General features: G+C 39.1%; 12 protein-coding genes and 1 pseudogene. 7 read left to right on the forward strand and 6 right to left on the reverse strand.

What is annotated here, in order from left to right; translation table 11 throughout:
- Window positions 1-5 precede the first annotated feature (5 nt).
- From Xmir_RS00705 to Xmir_RS00720, 4 genes are all read left to right on the forward strand, one after another.
- Complete coding sequence (locus Xmir_RS00705) at window positions 6-2,006, forward strand: type VI secretion system Vgr family protein (RefSeq protein WP_099112588.1); 2,001 nt, start codon at window positions 6-8, stop codon at window positions 2,004-2,006.
- A 5-nt stretch (window positions 2,007-2,011) separates the two neighbouring features.
- Window positions 2,012-2,818, forward strand: a complete 807-nt coding sequence (locus tag Xmir_RS00710) for a DUF4123 domain-containing protein (protein WP_099112589.1) — start codon at window positions 2,012-2,014, stop codon at window positions 2,816-2,818.
- Window positions 2,811-4,118 (forward strand): lipase family protein, encoded by a 1,308-nt coding sequence (locus tag Xmir_RS00715; RefSeq protein WP_244170823.1) that lies wholly within the window; start codon window positions 2,811-2,813, stop codon window positions 4,116-4,118. The genes Xmir_RS00710 and Xmir_RS00715 overlap by 8 nt, the downstream gene beginning before the upstream one ends.
- A 614-nt stretch (window positions 4,119-4,732) precedes the next feature.
- Window positions 4,733-5,536, forward strand: coding sequence for a hypothetical protein (locus Xmir_RS00720; RefSeq protein WP_244170824.1), 804 nt, complete (start codon window positions 4,733-4,735; stop codon window positions 5,534-5,536).
- A 351-nt stretch (window positions 5,537-5,887) separates the two neighbouring features.
- On the opposite strand, the pseudogene Xmir_RS00725 reads toward Xmir_RS00720, so the two are convergent.
- The 4 genes and pseudogenes from Xmir_RS00725 to Xmir_RS00740 form a co-directional block, all read right to left on the reverse strand.
- Window positions 5,888-6,019 (reverse strand): annotated as a pseudogene (locus Xmir_RS00725) (IS6 family transposase); the annotation flags it as partial.
- A gap of 315 nt (window positions 6,020-6,334) precedes the next feature.
- Window positions 6,335-6,760, reverse strand: a complete 426-nt coding sequence (gene nudI / locus Xmir_RS00730) for a nucleoside triphosphatase NudI (protein ID WP_099112590.1) — start codon at window positions 6,758-6,760, stop codon at window positions 6,335-6,337.
- A gap of 1 nt (window position 6,761) precedes the next feature.
- A complete protein-coding gene (locus Xmir_RS00735; protein WP_099112591.1) occupies window positions 6,762-7,469 on the reverse strand; it encodes a deoxynucleoside kinase in 708 nt (235 codons plus the stop codon).
- Complete coding sequence (locus Xmir_RS00740) at window positions 7,466-8,332, reverse strand: radical SAM protein (RefSeq protein WP_099112592.1); 867 nt, start codon at window positions 8,330-8,332, stop codon at window positions 7,466-7,468. The genes Xmir_RS00735 and Xmir_RS00740 overlap by 4 nt, the downstream gene beginning before the upstream one ends.
- Window positions 8,333-8,862: 530 nt before the next feature.
- Between Xmir_RS00740 and hxpB the strand changes: the two genes are divergently transcribed.
- Window positions 8,863-9,501 carry a hexitol phosphatase HxpB gene (hxpB, locus tag Xmir_RS00745; protein ID WP_208620368.1) on the forward strand — a complete coding sequence of 213 codons (639 nt, stop codon included), beginning with the start codon at window positions 8,863-8,865 and terminating at the stop codon, window positions 9,499-9,501.
- A 1,632-nt stretch (window positions 9,502-11,133) separates the two neighbouring features.
- Here hxpB and Xmir_RS00755 read toward each other — a convergent pair.
- Both Xmir_RS00755 and Xmir_RS00760 read right to left on the reverse strand, forming a co-directional pair.
- Window positions 11,134-11,400, reverse strand: a complete 267-nt coding sequence (locus Xmir_RS00755) for a helix-turn-helix domain-containing protein (RefSeq protein ID WP_099112594.1) — start codon at window positions 11,398-11,400, stop codon at window positions 11,134-11,136.
- Window positions 11,401-11,713: 313 nt separating this feature from the next.
- A complete protein-coding gene (locus Xmir_RS00760) occupies window positions 11,714-12,052 on the reverse strand; it encodes a hypothetical protein (RefSeq protein WP_099112595.1) in 339 nt (112 codons plus the stop codon).
- An 855-nt stretch (window positions 12,053-12,907) separates the two neighbouring features.
- Here Xmir_RS00760 and Xmir_RS00765 point away from each other — a divergent pair.
- Both Xmir_RS00765 and Xmir_RS00770 read left to right on the forward strand, forming a co-directional pair.
- Entirely contained in the window at window positions 12,908-13,990 is a 1,083-nt protein-coding gene (locus tag Xmir_RS00765; protein ID WP_092516991.1) for an AAA family ATPase, read from the forward strand.
- On the forward strand, window positions 13,983-16,178 hold the full coding sequence (locus Xmir_RS00770) for a S8 family peptidase (protein ID WP_099112596.1): 2,196 nt from the start codon (window positions 13,983-13,985) through the stop codon (window positions 16,176-16,178). Before Xmir_RS00765 ends, Xmir_RS00770 begins: the two co-directional genes overlap by 8 nt.
- The last annotated feature ends 440 nt before the right edge of the window (window positions 16,179-16,618 follow it).

Below are 16,618 nucleotides of genomic sequence, written 5' to 3' on the forward strand. Positions count from 1 at the left end.
TTAACATGAAAAGTGGATTACGCTTTGTCTGCCACATCGCCGGTGTGCCGGAAGACACTTTTGCCGTGGGGGAATTCTCCCTACAGGAAGGGTTATCGGAACTGTTTACCCTGAACCTGACGTTAGTCAGAGCCGGTAACGCTAACCCGTTTAAACCGCAGGCGGAGATTGATTTGGCCTCACTGCTGATGCAGGAAGCGGTGCTGCAAATCTTTCACGGTGAGGCGGAACAACGAAAAATCACCGGCATCATTTCCCACGCGGATTGGACAGGCACCGATGGCAATAAGACGCTTTATACTGTGACCGTGCGTCCTGCCTGCTGGCGCCTGACGCTCAATCAGGACAGCCGGATTTATCATCAGCAAAATGTCCCTGCCATTTTAAACAGCCTGCTGAAAAAGCACCGGGTAAAAGCGAATTCGAAGCTCTACGATGCGCATCAGGACAGGGAGTATGTTACCCAGAAACGCGAATCCGATTATGCGTTTTTCTGCCGGTTAGCAGCGGAAGAGGGAGTCAGTTTCTGGTTTGAGGATGAAACGGTGTTTTTCAGTGACAGCCATCTGGGGATGACCGCCGGTCTGCCATTACTTTACCAACCACAGCCGGAAACCGCGCACGGGACAGATACGATTTATCAGGTGCGGCTGGGGGTCGGCATGAGTCCGCAGCGCAGCCTGCACAAAGACTTCAACCCGGAGAACCCGCGCTATCACCTCTCCCATATGCAGAGCAGCGAAGGTTTCCGCGATTTTGGCAGCCAGACCCCCTATACCGTGTTTGAAAGTTACGGGCGTTTCCAGAAAGATGCCGCCGCCATCCCGTTTTTAAAATACCGGCAGGAAGCGCTGGATAACCAGAAACAAACCGGCAGCGGCAGCAGTAACTGCATCAAACTGATGCCGGGCAAAATCTTCGAGATAAAAAGTCATCCGCATACCCCGCTCAATACCCGCTGGCAGGTGGTCGGTATCAGCCATCACGGACGTTGCCCGCAGGCACTGGGAGACAGTAGCGGCGAAGGCACCACGCTCTCCAACCAGTTCAGTTTTATTTCAGGGCTCGATGATTACCGCCCGCCTTTCCACTACAAACCCTTGGCAGATGGCGATGAAACCGCCATCGTGGTCGGCCCGGAAGGGGAGGAAATCTTCGTCAATAAAGACGGGGCGATTAAAGTGCATTTCCACTGGAACCGCTACGACCCACCGGATGATGGCGCGTCGTGCTGGGTGCGGGTAGCACAGGGCTGGAACGGTAACGGCTTTGGTTTTATGGCGATACCGCGTATCGGGCAGGAAGTGATTATCTCTTACCTCAATGGGGATATTGACCGTCCGATTGTCACCGGCTGTGTCTACAATGGCCTGAACCGTCCACCGCTGGATTTACCGGCAGAAAAAACCCGCACTACCTTTAAGACCAAGACGCACAAGGGCAAAGGGTTTAACGAACTGCGCTTTGAGGATGCGAAAGACCGCGAAGAAATCTATCTCCACGGCCAGAAAGACCTGACCGCGCATATCGAAAATGATGCTTACTGGCATATCAAGCACGACCAGAAGAGCCGCATCGATAACAACCGTTATCACGATATCCGTGCCGATGACCACCATCAGGTTGCCGGTTCCCGCAAAATCACCACCGAAGGGGATGTGTCGCACCGGATTGCCGGCAGCCAGCATATCCAGACCGGGGATGCCACCGTCATTGACAGCGGGCAGGAAATCCACCTAAAAAGCGGTGGCAAAGTGGTGCTGGAAGCCGCAGCAGAAATCACCCTGAAAGTGGGCGGCAGTTTTCTGAAAGTCACGCCGGGCGGCATTCTCTGTTCACCGATTAATGTCGGGCAAGGGTCGGGTGGCAGCGGGCGCGGGCTGGCACTGCAATTACCGGAAGGTGTGGCACCGTTGCCGGAGGTGGAGTTTCCAGCTCACCCATACTGCCCGTTACTGGCTCAGCAAGATGCCAGCCCAGTGATTAAACCCACCAAAAAGGAATAATCATAATGACGGAAGAGACGATGACAGAAACTACAACAAGCTGGCAGGCATGGCTGAATAAACCCAATGATGCCCCGGTATTCTTTATCCTCAATTCGCTGGCAACACCGAATCCGGTGGAACATTTTTACCTGAATGACTGGGTGGAGGAGGCATTTCCGCTGTATAGCGGTACGCCGATGCGCAAAATGCTGAAACAAAGCCCGTGGTTGGTACAGGCGAAAATCCATCAGTTATTCCAGATAGGAATGGTGTTGGATCGCCACGCGGTGAGTGATAACAGTTGGGGTTGGGCTTACCGCAGCGATATGCCGTGGCAGGAGCAGCTTACTCACTGGCAGCGGCGACAACTGGTGATGATGAATGGCGAGCAGGTGCTGTTCCGCATCATGGATGCCCGTGTTTTTGGTTCGATGATACCCGCCTTCACACCCAGCGACTGGTCACTGATGTTGACTCCCGTCACAGAACTGATGATCGACACACCACAGCCGATGTGGTTTTGCCGTCCCGAAGCCTGTGGTGAAGGTAACAGTAAAATCCCGTTTACACTGGGTGAACACCTGCTGACAGTCTGGCTGCGATCCCCTTACGGTCTGAAAGTGTTAAGCAGTTCACTTTATGATGATTTATGGGAAAACCACGGTGAGATGGCGAAACAACTGGATCAACCTGTGGGTAGTCTGGAGCTACGAATAGAACAGTGGTTGCAGCAAAAAATTGAAGCGGGCCAATACGTTGAGAAAATCTCTGGTCAGGATTATCTGTTGACGATGGAACAAGAAAAGAACAGGAGAAAGATTGATGAGTAATGCAAATTCGATTTATTGTCATGATTGTCAGGCTATGTTAAAGAACAAAATAGAAATTCAGCTTGTCGATGAACATAATAAACCCATAGCCAATATGCCCTATACATTAAAAAATAGAAAAACCACGCGCAAAGGAACAACAGACGGAAATGGTATGATCCGGGAAGAACAATTATTGGCTTCTCCTTTACGTTTATTTCTTAGTGGGCAAGAATTTGCAGATGAAATGGAAAAACGCCCATTGAGAGTCAAGCGTAACGGCGAATACAAATATGCACGCTCTAAGGATTCTATGTCCAAAATTTCAACCGTTTTTGCAGAAAGTCAAAAATTAGGCTGTCAATATTATTATGCAATGATTGGAGAGCTGGTTGATAAAATGCCCGTTATTAAAGGATGGAAAAAAGGAATCCCTCTTCCTAGTTGCCACTTTCCCAATGATGAACCAGTAGGTCTTGAAGTCATACCTTCCGCTTTTGATACTTATCGCTATGTGATTGAGGTCTGCCCATTCAGGGCATGGTCTTTATTATTGCATCACCAAAAAGATTATTCACTGGTTAACGCCTATAATTTTTCACTGATGAGCATATTAACTTATGGTGATGACAATAAGTACGCCACTGGCTCTATTGTGAATGTTTTTAATAACCAGATGCTTGATATTTCAGAACTTCCCTATAAGTTTAATGACCAATCTTTTACCCCGGTTGTTTATGATGTCCCATTCAGTGATCGCTATACTGAGGTCGTCTACATTGACTCAAATAAACAAGATATCCCTCAGGGACATACTCAGCTTTTTTATGTAGCAAATAATAAAGAAGTTATTGTTGGATGGCGCGGCACTGAAATGACGGAAAAAAAGGATATTCTCACAGATGGAACATTCCAGCCGCTAGAATTAGGCTGTACACCTAAAGGTGTATGTAGCGGTTTTAGCGAAAAAGGAAAGGTCCATAAAGGTTTTTGGGAAGCTTTTCATCTTGTCAAAGATATCCAAGTTCCTGATATAGAAAAAAGGGAAACAGTATTCGAACATGTTTTGGGACTAGCAAAAGTAAGAAAACTATTCGTCTGCGGTCATAGTTTGGGTGGTGCCCTCGCCTTGTTACATAGTGCACAACTCAAATCCTATAATCCCTGCCTCTATACCTACGGTATGCCACGTTTATTTACCCAAAGCGCAGTGCAGGAACTCACTGAAATTACTCATTATCGTCATGTTAATGAAGATGATTTTGTTCCATCTGTACCGTTTAACAAGGATATGGATAATATTGCTCTTCAAGCAGATTAAAAATTTGTAGGATACGCAATCGAAGTATTTGATACTGCTATTGGAACATCATTAAGTATAGCAGGTGCTCTCACTGCAAAAAGTGTTAAGTCACTCAGCCGTGATAACGACCCCTTTTTACACCATGGTAAATTAGTTTACTTTTATGCTCTCCCTGATTCAGAATCAAAACTTTATTTACTTCCGGAGTTAAATGAAAAAACCAGAAAAGAGACTAAAGAATTTATTGAACAACAGACCAAAGTAGATAAATACAGAGAGCAAGAGATACGTTCATTTTTTCAGGGTGACGAAAATCCTACAGGTAAGCGTGGGACAGGCCTTCTTGACCATAGTAGCGCCTTATATGCTGAATATATTGATAAGAGATTGCGAGAACTGTGCACTCTTTCACCGGATAAAAAATTGCAAAGGAAGCAGGAAGATTTATCATTTCTTGAAAGTGAACCGCATTCGATTCGCGCAGTATTTCAAAGAAAAAAAATCAGAGAATATTATTTCTTAAGAGAAATAGATAATCAATTGGCCACTACGTTGGAAATAACCCGAAAAGATGAAAGAGGCATTATTGCCTTACAACGTTATTCTAAATAAAGATAGGAATCGCAGCGAGTATGATAAAGTTGATGCCATTTATATTATTACCACTCACTTTGTGCCTAACAGGGTGTGACTTTTTATCTAATGCCATTTCGGACTCTTGGCAAACTTATAAAGATAATTCTGAACCATTTTCACCTCCTGAAAACAATCAGTGGATCACAGTTGAAGGTGTTATTCCTCCGAATACTACTCCCATTTTGAAGAGAAGATATATCTCAAATAAATGTTTGTCTACTCACAATACTGCTGGAGGAGCGATTTATCATACCCCTAGGCATCAAGGTGATGACGTTAATATTTCAGTAAATCCCACAACTGGTTATTTTAAGGAAAAAATACCTCTTCAAGGAGGGGGCTGGTGTCAATGGCACATCAATACTATTGTATTCGTTATTATGTACACTGATGTTAATCATTTAATAAAAGATGCTGTGCCCTATACTGGAACAGGTATAACGATTTATATCAATGACTCAGAAAAGCCTAAGGAAATGAAAGAATTCACAAATTATATTAATTATAAACCAATTATTTATCCTTTTCTCCGAAAGGATTATGATACGCCTAATCAAATAGGATTATATGGAGAATCAGGTGGAACAACTTCGTTCGGGTTAAATTTGATTCCTGGAAGTGAATGGAAAATCACCTACATGCCCACTTTGGACGAAACTAAAATGCCCAAAATAATTGTTTCAGAAAATCCTCCTGGAATATATCCTCGAGGAAATGCAAGAGTTGAATACCCAGATGGAAAAATAGATTTAAACAGAGACTCCATTGATTATTGGAAAATAAATAATATATCTCAATGAGAATAATTATAAATATCTATTAAATCATCTCAACGTCAGAAGCTAACATGATTTATTTATAGTTTCTGATGTTGGGTTTGATACAGGGCGCGAGCACACTATTTTAATCACCTTTTAAAGACGATTGTTTTTAAAAATGAAGTTTTATAGTATTTATATAGAGAAAAATATGACCACAAAAAAATCATTCAACTTTTATAGTAAACCATAGGGTTAAAGAACAATATTTACATTTTAAGGATAAATACTAATCAAAGTATGCTCGCACCCTAGGGGCTAATATCAATTATTAAACACCGTTTTTTTAGAAATAGGATTAATTATGGTAAACAAAGCCACAAGATTGCATTATCTCCGATTTAAATCAGGCGCATAACGCTGTACCCAACGGTAAATTGTCGTATGATCAACATTGATTCCCCGTTCAGCCAACATCTCCTGAAGCGCACGATAGCTGATGCCATATTTGCAGTACCAACGCACTGCTCATAAAATGATAATGCCCGTGAAATGGCGCCCTTTGAATACATTCATACCGGGTACTCCGAGTGATAATGAACCCACGAAATCCGAACTTTGCAACAGTGCCCTAAAGAACCCGTTGAACGATGTACTAAAAATCCAAATTGTCGTGATGGGTGGATATCCAAAGGATCAGAAAGATTATTTTGGGAAAACACTCAGTGAGTGACCAATTTTTATTGACCACAAAATTGTGGAGTGGTTGTAGTGTTAGATCTGTTTGGCCTATCGACCCTGCCTTCACCATGGATGGCAGGGATGAACCGGCGGAATTTATCAGATTATTCCCTTCTGGGTAAAGGTAATCCGTGTTGCTTCATTCAGATCCATGGCTTTCATGGCTTCTGGTGACACCCACGCAATTTCCTGAAATTCTTCGTTGAATGTAATGTTCCGGTTGGCACTGATACAGTCAAAGATGAGGTAAATCATGTAAATTTCTTCGGTGGTGCCATCCGGATACGTTTTAACCCGGATATCATCACGAAAAGCCCAAGGTTTCACTTCCGTTATTTCCAGAGCTTCACCCAGTTCTTCCCTGATTTCTCGTCTCAGCGCCACTTCCATTGTTTCGCTGGACTCCATTCCTCCTCCGGACAGCGCCCATTGACCCGGAAATACACCACGATCAGATGCCATTTTACAAAGCAGGTATTCCCCATTATTTTGAATGATAGGACAAACAATTGTTCTCTGACGCATATCACCTCCGCAGCATATTGATTTTGTTGATGACTATATCAGAAAATGCGTCAATATTATCCGGACTTTGACAAATCATCACTCTGCTCCGGAGATTTTCGGGGAGATTATTCAAGAAATATTGATATTCGTCATGCCAGCCTTTTATCCATTTAATTTTTGTCACTTCATTAGGAAACTCCCTGGGGCGGATCCCGTGAATTTCATCATCATACAAATGTTGAAGAGAATATTCTGCGGAATAATCAAGGAAAACGATAAGGTCTGGTACAGGAATAATGTGATTTATTTCTTCCCATAATTGCATATATGCTCTGTGATGTGATTCATTGATATACCCCGTCTTCAGCATGAAATTAATAAATATGTAATCTTCAAGGTGAGAACGTTCCATCACCAGGTTAAATCCTTTAGCCACCCAAGATTTGATTAGCAGAGCCCGTTGGATCATAAAGTTAAGTTGTATTAGATAACCGTAGTTATTGGTATCGTCAAAAAGATACTGCAAGAAAGAGTGGTGAACACTTTTTTCGTCAATGGCGATGGTATACGGGTCATGTTGAAATAGGGATGAAGACAGTCGTTTAAGCAGGGTACTTTTTCCCACCCCGGAGTTTCCGGACAGACATATATAGAGCGGTTTTCTTTCTAAATTTCCTTCTCTTTTGTCTGCGGACCAGGGGTCCATATAAAGATAATCATATTTCATGCTGTAAATTTCCTGTTATCCAACCAGAATCGATTATTTTCACATTTATGTATGATTTCACTATTCCCGAAAATTGCTGCCAAAATTTTTTCTGGCGGGTCTGCCAGCATATTACCGAGCAGAGTATAGTTTTCACCATCAGGGATAATAATATCAAAATTGGGTTCCATGACGACATTGGCTTTATCACGCTCTTCAAAGGTAGCCCAGCTTATTGGCATGGTCGGATACTGTTTTTTCAGTGCCCCCATTTTGCGGATAAACAAATCGGTTTCTATCTCCAGTTTATCCCTTTTTTCTTTCCCAACCCCTAATGGGCAGAACTGATAAAAACGCCATGCCTGAATTTTATAAGGGAGATTCTCAACCCAGCTAACAATATCGTTTAAGGTATTTACATTTGACTGGGAAACAACTGTGGTTAGTTTGATATTAATACTGTTATGTGCATCAGGGAGCCACATCAATATATTTTTGATCACTCTGTGCTGATTGCTCATTTTGCCACTGCGAATATCCGTATTAACCTGCTGGTCAATCCCGTCAATTGGCATTCCCACCCAGTCTAAAACAGGGTTTAATCGCTTATGATCCATCATGAAGCGATGTCCAACTGTTGACAAGTAGGTCATAAATCCAATGTTTTTTGCGTATTCAATTAGTTCAATAAAGTCTGCTCTTGAAGTAGGTTCCCCTCCTGTAAAACCTATACGCCGGAAGCCCATTTGATACATCCGGTCAATGACAGTAAATGCGGTGGTGAGAGGAGAATCTTCTATGCCCGGGTTTCGGAAGCATAGATCACAATCGAGATTACAATGTGAGGTTATTCTAAAGTCCATAAGTAGGCTACTGATGTCCATAAAGCATCCTTATACGATTAATTAAAAATCTCAATAAACACTACATTTTATATGGTTATTAATCTTAATATACTCTGTAAGGAATAAAATTCAAGCACTAACATGCTTTTTTTCCAAAAGAAGTGATGGCTTTGCTTAGTACAGAGATCTGGATCAATATTTGTGAGAGCCACTTTGAAAAGGAAAATTTTTCTTCATTGAGGACATTAATCTTAATGTGAGTTTTCGTGCAGGATTGGGATCTCGTGGACGAGCCAGAATACATATCGTGCTGTATTGTATATGGTGAAGGAAATATCGTTTTTTGTAAGAGTAAATATCAGTTTAACTGAGAATTGACACCATGATTATATTGAAATAGCTCAATATAATTAACTTTATTAGTTAAATTGTGATTAACCTCACGATACTAAAATAATTAATTAGGTGTAAAATGATATGAGGTAAAATTACTACAGTCTGATAAAAAAAATGATTTAATGGCTATAAAAATAAGCATGGCCTTGTATAACTAAGCAAAGGAGATGATTATGAAAGCAGTTATTTTCGATATGGATGGTGTATTGATAGACTCTGAACCACTATGGAAAAAATCAGGCATGCTAATTTTAAATCATTATGGTATTCCTATCACTTATGATGAAATGCTTAGTATGGCAGGTATACCAGTATCCGGTATGATAGATAGAGCTTGTCGACTTTATAATAAAAATGATTTAAATAAATCTAAAATTGAAAAAGAACTTTTTCACAAAGGGGTTGAATTAATTCTTACGGAAAAACCGCTTATGAATGGAGTAGTAGAGTGCTTAGAACTATTAGTGAAGAAAAATATTAAAATTGGCATTGCTTCTGCTTCTCCATTATCCTTCCTGTTAAAAATAGTCGAACAATGTGGTATTGATAATTATTTTGATTATATATCCTCAGCAGAGGGTATGCCATATAACAAACCCCACCCAATGGTTTATCTAAACGCCGCAGAAAAACTGAATATTTTACCTACAGAGTGCATAGGAATAGAAGATTCAAAAATCGGCATGATTTCAGTTAAAGCAGCCTCAATGAAATGTATAGTTATACCAAATAATATCGAATATAATTACTCATATTGGGATATTTCTGACTGGAAAATAAAAAGCATACATGAATTGAAGAATATAATCTAATTAATTAAAACTAAAAATAGCTCTCATTATTTCAGATATATAGAGAGCTTCATTTCATTATTTTGAAGTTGTTGTATTCGACTAATAAGTGTAATATGAGACTGATATTGGTTTCCATGGGTATTAGCCCATGCAAAGCTTCTTTTGGTATCATATTCAACTTTAATTCCATATCATTAATGTTCTGTTTTGCTACATCAATGAACCAAACGGGGTACTGAACCACCAAACAATTGCAGCTGATCCTACGGCTACACCAAAAAGTAGTGTAGGAGCATTTTCTTCATCTTTGTTATTATTGTTACCGTTATAATTATTATTGTTGATTGCGTTGTTCTGGACATTGTTATCTCAAAATTGGTTATTATTACCTGAAACATTAATGTGTTCAAATTTACTCAAAATACTTATCCTCATTAAAGTTTGATTTTAATATTTACAATTTCCAACTTAGATGTTCACATAACCACTTGGTTCAATCAAGATAAAAACACCCTTAGGTAGCCATCGACAAGTCGTGTCATACATATTTAATGTATGAGAGTCGAGTTTATCTAATATCCTTGATTACCTGATGATATCCCTATTGTTCATTTGTTTTTATCCTTGCAAGAATATAAATAATAACCATTGAGACAGGAAATAAAATCAATGTAAAATGTAAAATGTAAAATGTAAAATGTAAATCATGATTTTTGATAAATTTAAAAAAAGTCGAAAAATTCAAAACGTAAATAAAAGTAGATATGTTATTTAGTAAGGTAATTAAAAACACAGAAAAAATAATTCTCAAACTATATTTTAATTTATTTCTGAAAAAGAATATGGTAGCACATAAAACAAACATAAAATTATTAATCAGCATTACATAATCGGTGATCTGAATAAAAAAAGACAATTCAGATGGGCTATACTCCTTGCTTGTCCACAGAGTTATTACTTCTTTTATAGTTAAATCAATAGAAATAAATCCTATGTTGCTAAAAATAAATAAAATTATTATTATCAGCATATTAAATAATGGCTTAATCCACATTTAACTCCCTTATCATTTTTGTCAGTTCGAAAACCAACCCCAGCTAGAAAATTCTTTATCTTGCCCATGATAATTGCACATTTGTGATACACCGCAGGACAGGATATACCAGAATTATTTATGTATTCTAGTGTGATTAACGGGAAAGCTATAAGATCGTAATTAATATAGCATATTAAACAAATAAGTATGGTTACCTGTGTTACATTTTGCTGCATGTTGATTGCAACGGACTGGAGTAGACGTCAAAATAATTAACTATCTTGATTTAGTGGGGTTTTTAGGGAATTTGTAGACTTGGGTAAACGTTAGAAACCTAACGAATGGTGCGAAGGCCGGACTCGCAAACCAATATAATTAATTGAAATTAAATAAATTATTAAAAATAAATTTTCGAAATGCCCCATTTTGTGCCCCATATTTATTTTACTCCTTTTACTTGTTCATGCATTTGATTTTAATATATTTTTATGAATACATTGGTATAAGAGTGAAGTTAAAAAAGCCATGAGGTTTAAATTGATCTGTCATCTCACTCTCAGGGCTTTGTATAAAAATTTATCATTTTCACAAAGTTGATCACAAGTTAAAGCGGGTTATTCCTGTGACTTATCTCGAACCTTACGCTCAATTAATCGACCATGCTCATCAAAATAACGGCTAGGCCAGATTTCTGAGGGATGAATACCGAGATAGTTAGCAATTATCCACTCGCCTTTAGGCCATTGCCTGCTGAGTGCATTTGCTAATGTTGATGAACTGAGTCCTGCCTCACGAGAAACAGCCGCTAAGGTTGTACCTCGTTTACGTAATGCAGCAATAATATCGGCCTGATGCCAGTCATTTCTAGCATTATTATTCATTCCTGCTACCCCTTCCATTAATTAATCATTGATGGTGGTGATTCAAGGCAGGGTTAGCAGACTGGCACTCATACCAGCGAGACTTACGTCTCCCCCGCCTGAACCACCATTGAAAAGGCGATAACAGGCACACTAGCAAAATTTCTGCCAGTGTCTATGAGTGACAAGGCTGCTAAACCTTGACCATTGGATTGTGCCAATGGCGGGAATACTTTAACTGATTGTATTATTGGACTCAATAACCGAACGACTAAGTTTAACGGTTATAAACTTGCTCAACATAATGTTCAGCGTTCCAAATACGGTCAATTCTTTAATCAACCAGCTCATCGATTTCCTTACTTATTATACCTGACAACATGCAATCTCTGGCGCGCGACAATGCGGCAAAACAAGAAGAATCTGCCTTGCCCTTGACGGATATCTGTGCGCCAGAGTGAACGCAAGTTGAGGTATTGCGGGGTATCGGTTGAGTACGCTGTACTGCCGCCTGTATTAACAGGTCATCCCCACTGGCAAAAAAGCCAGCCTCGATATCGTCAAGTTCTCCTTTTGATGCTTTTTTATCTATAAAATGCAGTGTCAGATTCACTGTGTGGTTAAGCAGGCCAAAGCCTGTCAGGGTTGTATTGCTCTTTTGCTGCGGCGTCACTTTCAGCGGTAAATCCGCAAAAAGTGACGCCTTGAGTTCCGCGAACGGTTAGCAAAAGTAGTGCGAACGTTGAAATACCAGTAGTTGCCGCAAGATGAAGAATCAAACGGTAGTAATGAGTTAAATATTTAGATGTAGAAAAATTGTCCGCTGAATATTTCAGACAGTGATCGTGATAAGTATGAACCGGATGTACTAAAGCCATCCTGTTATTCATTGAAGATAAAGGGAGTTGATATAAAAGATAAGTGCATGACCTAATGTTCACTACACTTGATTGGCAATATAAAAACACCTTTTGAGTGTATTTTTTAGTTTTAGAGACCTTCATTGCCAGACGAGGGTTTAGGTGTCTTGACAATATCTGCTTCCAAAGGTGTGCAGATGTACCACAATTCTTGCTCTCCCTTTCAGGCTACGGGAGTTTTTGTTGCCATTACAGCTATATGGCCATCTATGATGGCGAGTAAACTAATTCAGACTAGACGTTTTTTTCCGTTATGGCAACAAGAAACGGGTAGTTTGAACAATAAAAACTATATCTATTCTTCACACCAAACCATGCGATAAATAAAGAGTCATCCCCCTAATATTGGGAACTATTAGTACTTTCTTAACTGATTCGCAAAAAACACCGCATTTAGTAGGCAAAGATCGGTAAGGGTGATGAAGCATACAACATTTAGATGCTAGCTGTTCAAACTAAAATCAAAAATACTAGCACACTTAAAGGTGGTACAAAAACATTCAAATCCGGGCCAATAATGCATGGATTTATGTTTTTTCTAACTAATTACATCGTTATTGGTGTATCATTACCAAAAAATTGGTTTAATTTTATCATGAGGTGGTAAAGTGATTAACTTAACTAATGATATATTCATTGACGTCGTCAGTGATGCTCTGTCTGGCAAGCGAGACAGTCTTGTCATGCGACTACGCATGGTGACAAAAAAGCTCAAAAAAGAGTCACCAGAATTAGCAACAAAATTAGAAAGCCTACTTATGCAAACTAGTGGAGCATATGCTGTAGAAAGAGCTCAACCGATTACCCCTAGAGCAACCCCCGTAGATGCAGATACAAGGCAAAAATTGTTAGTTGAAACATATCCTGTAATTCTAGATGTTGAACCTGTTTGGCCAACAAGCACATCGTTAGCTCTAAATCGTTTTGTAATCGAATGGGAAATGAAAGAACTCTTGCACAAAGAGGGCCTACATCCGTCCCGCTCCCTTTTAATGGGAGGGCCTCCTGGAGTAGGTAAAACTTTGGCTGCAAAATGGTTAGCCAGCAAACTAAATATGCCCTTATTGACTCTTGATCTTGCTAGTGTGATGAGCAGCTATCTTGGTAAGACAGGAAATAACATAAGATCCGTACTTAACTACGCCTCATCTTTTCCATGTATATTACTACTTGACGAGTTCGATGCCATTGCCAAAAAAAGAGATGACGCTACAGATGTCGGTGAACTTAAAAGACTTGTTACCGTTCTTTTACAATCTATCGATGAATGGCCCAACACATCTATTCTCATAGCAGCAACTAATCATTCTGAACTTTTGGATACTGCTGCATGGAGAAGATTTGATAGAGTTATAAACTTTGAATATCCTACTAATGATTTAATTCAACGTTATCTTATATCGAAAGAAATTGCAGAAAGTTTAGCGCACTATATTTCATCAAGATTAGGTGAAATATCTTATGCTGTGATTGAAAAATCCATCAATCAAGCGAAGCGGAATTCCATTATAGAGCAGATACCTTTAAGCTCAGCTCTAATTGATGAATTACTGAACAATACAGCATTGGAAAATGTCATAAAAACGATGCTTGATGAGGGTGTTTCCCAAAGAAAAATATCGTCAGACTTAGGAATACCAAGATCGCAAATTAGAAAAATCATTAAAATAGAGGATGAAGGTAATGAATGATAAGAATATGCTTTTGGGTTACGGAGAAACACTGACGGGTAATGTAAAAATAAAAAAAGGTGGTGGAGGGAAAAATAAACCCTATACCTATAATGAAAATAAGCTAGTAATAATGAGTGACTTAGCATCACTAATCAGTGAAATTGAAAACGTACCAGCCTCCGCACTACCAGATGATAAAGCAGTAGCAAAATTCGTGCTTCATCCAGCTTTTCTAGCTAAAAGTTATTTTCCGGTAGGATTATTTAACAAATTCTCTCTTACAAGTGTAGGTAGTAAATCTGTCAGAATTAAGCCTCGTAAAGACATAAAGAAAAAAGGTAGAAAAGATGAGTATACAACGGCTTGTATCTACGTTTCAGGGAAAATTGAAAATTTTCAATCGTTTTTGCGTGCATTAAACGATGATACTTTAAATAAAAGCCAAAAAGATGATTTCATCACACTTGAAAGTGTTTCAATGTTTAACCCCTCCGATAAAATTAAGTCTTTAAAAGGTGATGATGAAAGAAGTATTGAAGTAGCCTTACATACCCCAGATGAAAATTCAGCTATAGTTGACTCTTTTATTATATTTGCTTTACAACAAGGTGCCTCCGTTGATAAAGAAAGATGCATAAAAGTCAAAGGATTGACCTTTATGCCTATTAAAGCCAATAAAAAAACGGCTTATAAAATAGCAAAATTTTCTTTTTTAAGGACGCTTAGAGATCTTCCAGAGTTAAGAGTTAGTGAGCCAGTAATTAGACGTTCTGTGAATTCCCCTTCTAGTTTTAAATTACCATCAGAAGGAGCAATCAATCCAAATTTAAAGGTAGCAATATTTGACGGAGGAATAAGTATTGATGATTTTAGTCAGTGGGTAACTGAGTACACCTTTAACAAAGATGGAAAAACAAGTGCCCAACTTCTCTCACATGGACAAGATGTGACCTCTACGCTTCTCTTTGGCGTTATGGATTCAGGTGCTGTAAAACTAAATGTGCCTTACTGTAATATTGATCATTACAGAGTCTTAGATTCGAACATAAATAATGCCGACATTGACCTTTTTGATGTGCTAATCAGAATAAAGAGTGTGCTTGACACACAACACTACGATTATATTAATTTAAGCTTGGGGCCGAGACTACCTGTTGATGATGATGATGTTCATGTCTGGACTTCAACACTTGAGGAAGCCCTCTCAGCAGGGAATACTTTATGCACAGTTGCTGTTGGAAATGATGGCCATTTGCCAGCAGGTCTTAATAGGATTCAACCACCTGCCGATTTGGTCAATGGTTTATCTGTAGGTGCAGCAACATCTCTTTCAGAAAACTGGGAAAGGTGCCACTATAGCTGTATTGGCCCCGGTAGAAGTCCTGGATTCGTGAAACCAGATGGTGTTGCTTTTGGCGGAGATTCAGAAGAACCTTTCAAGGTATTCAGCCCCATGAATAATGGATTGGCAAGTACCGCAGGCACTAGCTTTGCTGCTCCACTAGCATTAAGACAAGCAATCGCTTTAAGTTCATCTTTACAATATAATATTACACCTCTAACTGCTAAAGCTCTTTTAATTCATCATGCTGAAAACAGCAATCATGAACGTTCAGAAGTTGGCTGGGGTAGATTTCCGCATAATATTTCAGATGTTATTTATTGTGACGATAATGAAGTAAAAGTCATTTATCAAGGTGTGCTCAAACCTTCTCAACATATGCGAGCATTCATTCCTTATCCAGATAAACCAACTACAGGTTGTGTCAATCTTCGAGCAACATTTTGCTTTTCTAGCCCAGTGGACGCAGAACACCCATTAAATTACACTCGAAGTGGTTTAGAAATTACTATGAGGAAGGGGATATCTGATACGAAAAAAGGCTTAACATTCCCGCTTTTTAACTTAAAAAATATTTATGCAGACGAAAATGAACAAAGAAATGATGGTCATAAGTGGGAAACAACATTAAGAAGTGAGCACACATTCAAACAAGATGAACTTACTACACCATGCTTTGATATTATCTATCATGGTCGCGACTGTGGGATGCCAATCGATGTTTCTGAACTTGACGACTTACCTTATGTTTTAATTGTTACTTTATCTGCTGGGGAAATGCCAGATTTATATAATAATATACGACAAAAATATCAGACATTACAGCCTATACAGGTACAGCAGCAAGTCATTCTACATGCTTAATAAAAGATATATGGATAACTCTTTGGTTATCCATATATTCAGTAGAAATAAAAGCAATAACTATGATCAGTATTCCATCAATGAGTGAAATTAGGTTTGTTATAATAATTTCATCGATATATTTTTATTAAAAATCACTATGCTCGCCATAAAAGAAAATACAAAAAATTAAAACTACACTGACGCGCTACGCTTGTCTTCTCTGAGTTACCGGGCTAATACATTAACCCGGTAACTCAGAGAACCGAAAAAAACACCTGCCAGAGAAAATTTTTTATCTACCCCCTATTAAAGAATTAGTAATAAAACTGTTCACCTCCAACCAGAAAAAGGTGAACGGTGATGAAAAGTTGTGAACAGTTTAAAAGTAACTATTCACCCTATAATACTTTGATATATCTGGTTTAAATTATAAGGTGAATAGTGGTGAACACTTTTTT

This window comes from Xenorhabdus miraniensis, from assembly GCF_002632615.1.

Bases quoted from the DNA above. Each gene is read 5' to 3' on its own strand.
- Xmir_RS00705 (WP_099112588.1), top strand. From the start codon at position 6: ATGAAAAGTGGATTACGCTTTGTCTGCCACATCGCCGGTGTGCCGGAA.
- Xmir_RS00710 (WP_099112589.1), top strand. From the start codon at position 2,012: ATGACGGAAGAGACGATGACAGAAACTACAACAAGCTGGCAGGCATGG.
- Xmir_RS00715 (WP_244170823.1), top strand. From the start codon at position 2,811: ATGAGTAATGCAAATTCGATTTATTGTCATGATTGTCAGGCTATGTTA.
- Xmir_RS00720 (WP_244170824.1), top strand. From the start codon at position 4,733: ATGATAAAGTTGATGCCATTTATATTATTACCACTCACTTTGTGCCTA.
- nudI (WP_099112590.1), bottom strand. From the start codon at position 6,760: ATGCGTCAGAGAACAATTGTTTGTCCTATCATTCAAAATAATGGGGAA.
- Xmir_RS00735 (WP_099112591.1), bottom strand. From the start codon at position 7,469: ATGAAATATGATTATCTTTATATGGACCCCTGGTCCGCAGACAAAAGA.
- Xmir_RS00740 (WP_099112592.1), bottom strand. From the start codon at position 8,332: ATGGACATCAGTAGCCTACTTATGGACTTTAGAATAACCTCACATTGT.
- hxpB (WP_208620368.1), top strand. From the start codon at position 8,863: ATGAAAGCAGTTATTTTCGATATGGATGGTGTATTGATAGACTCTGAA.
- Xmir_RS00755 (WP_099112594.1), bottom strand. From the start codon at position 11,400: ATGAATAATAATGCTAGAAATGACTGGCATCAGGCCGATATTATTGCT.
- Xmir_RS00770 (WP_099112596.1), top strand. From the start codon at position 13,983: ATGAATGATAAGAATATGCTTTTGGGTTACGGAGAAACACTGACGGGT.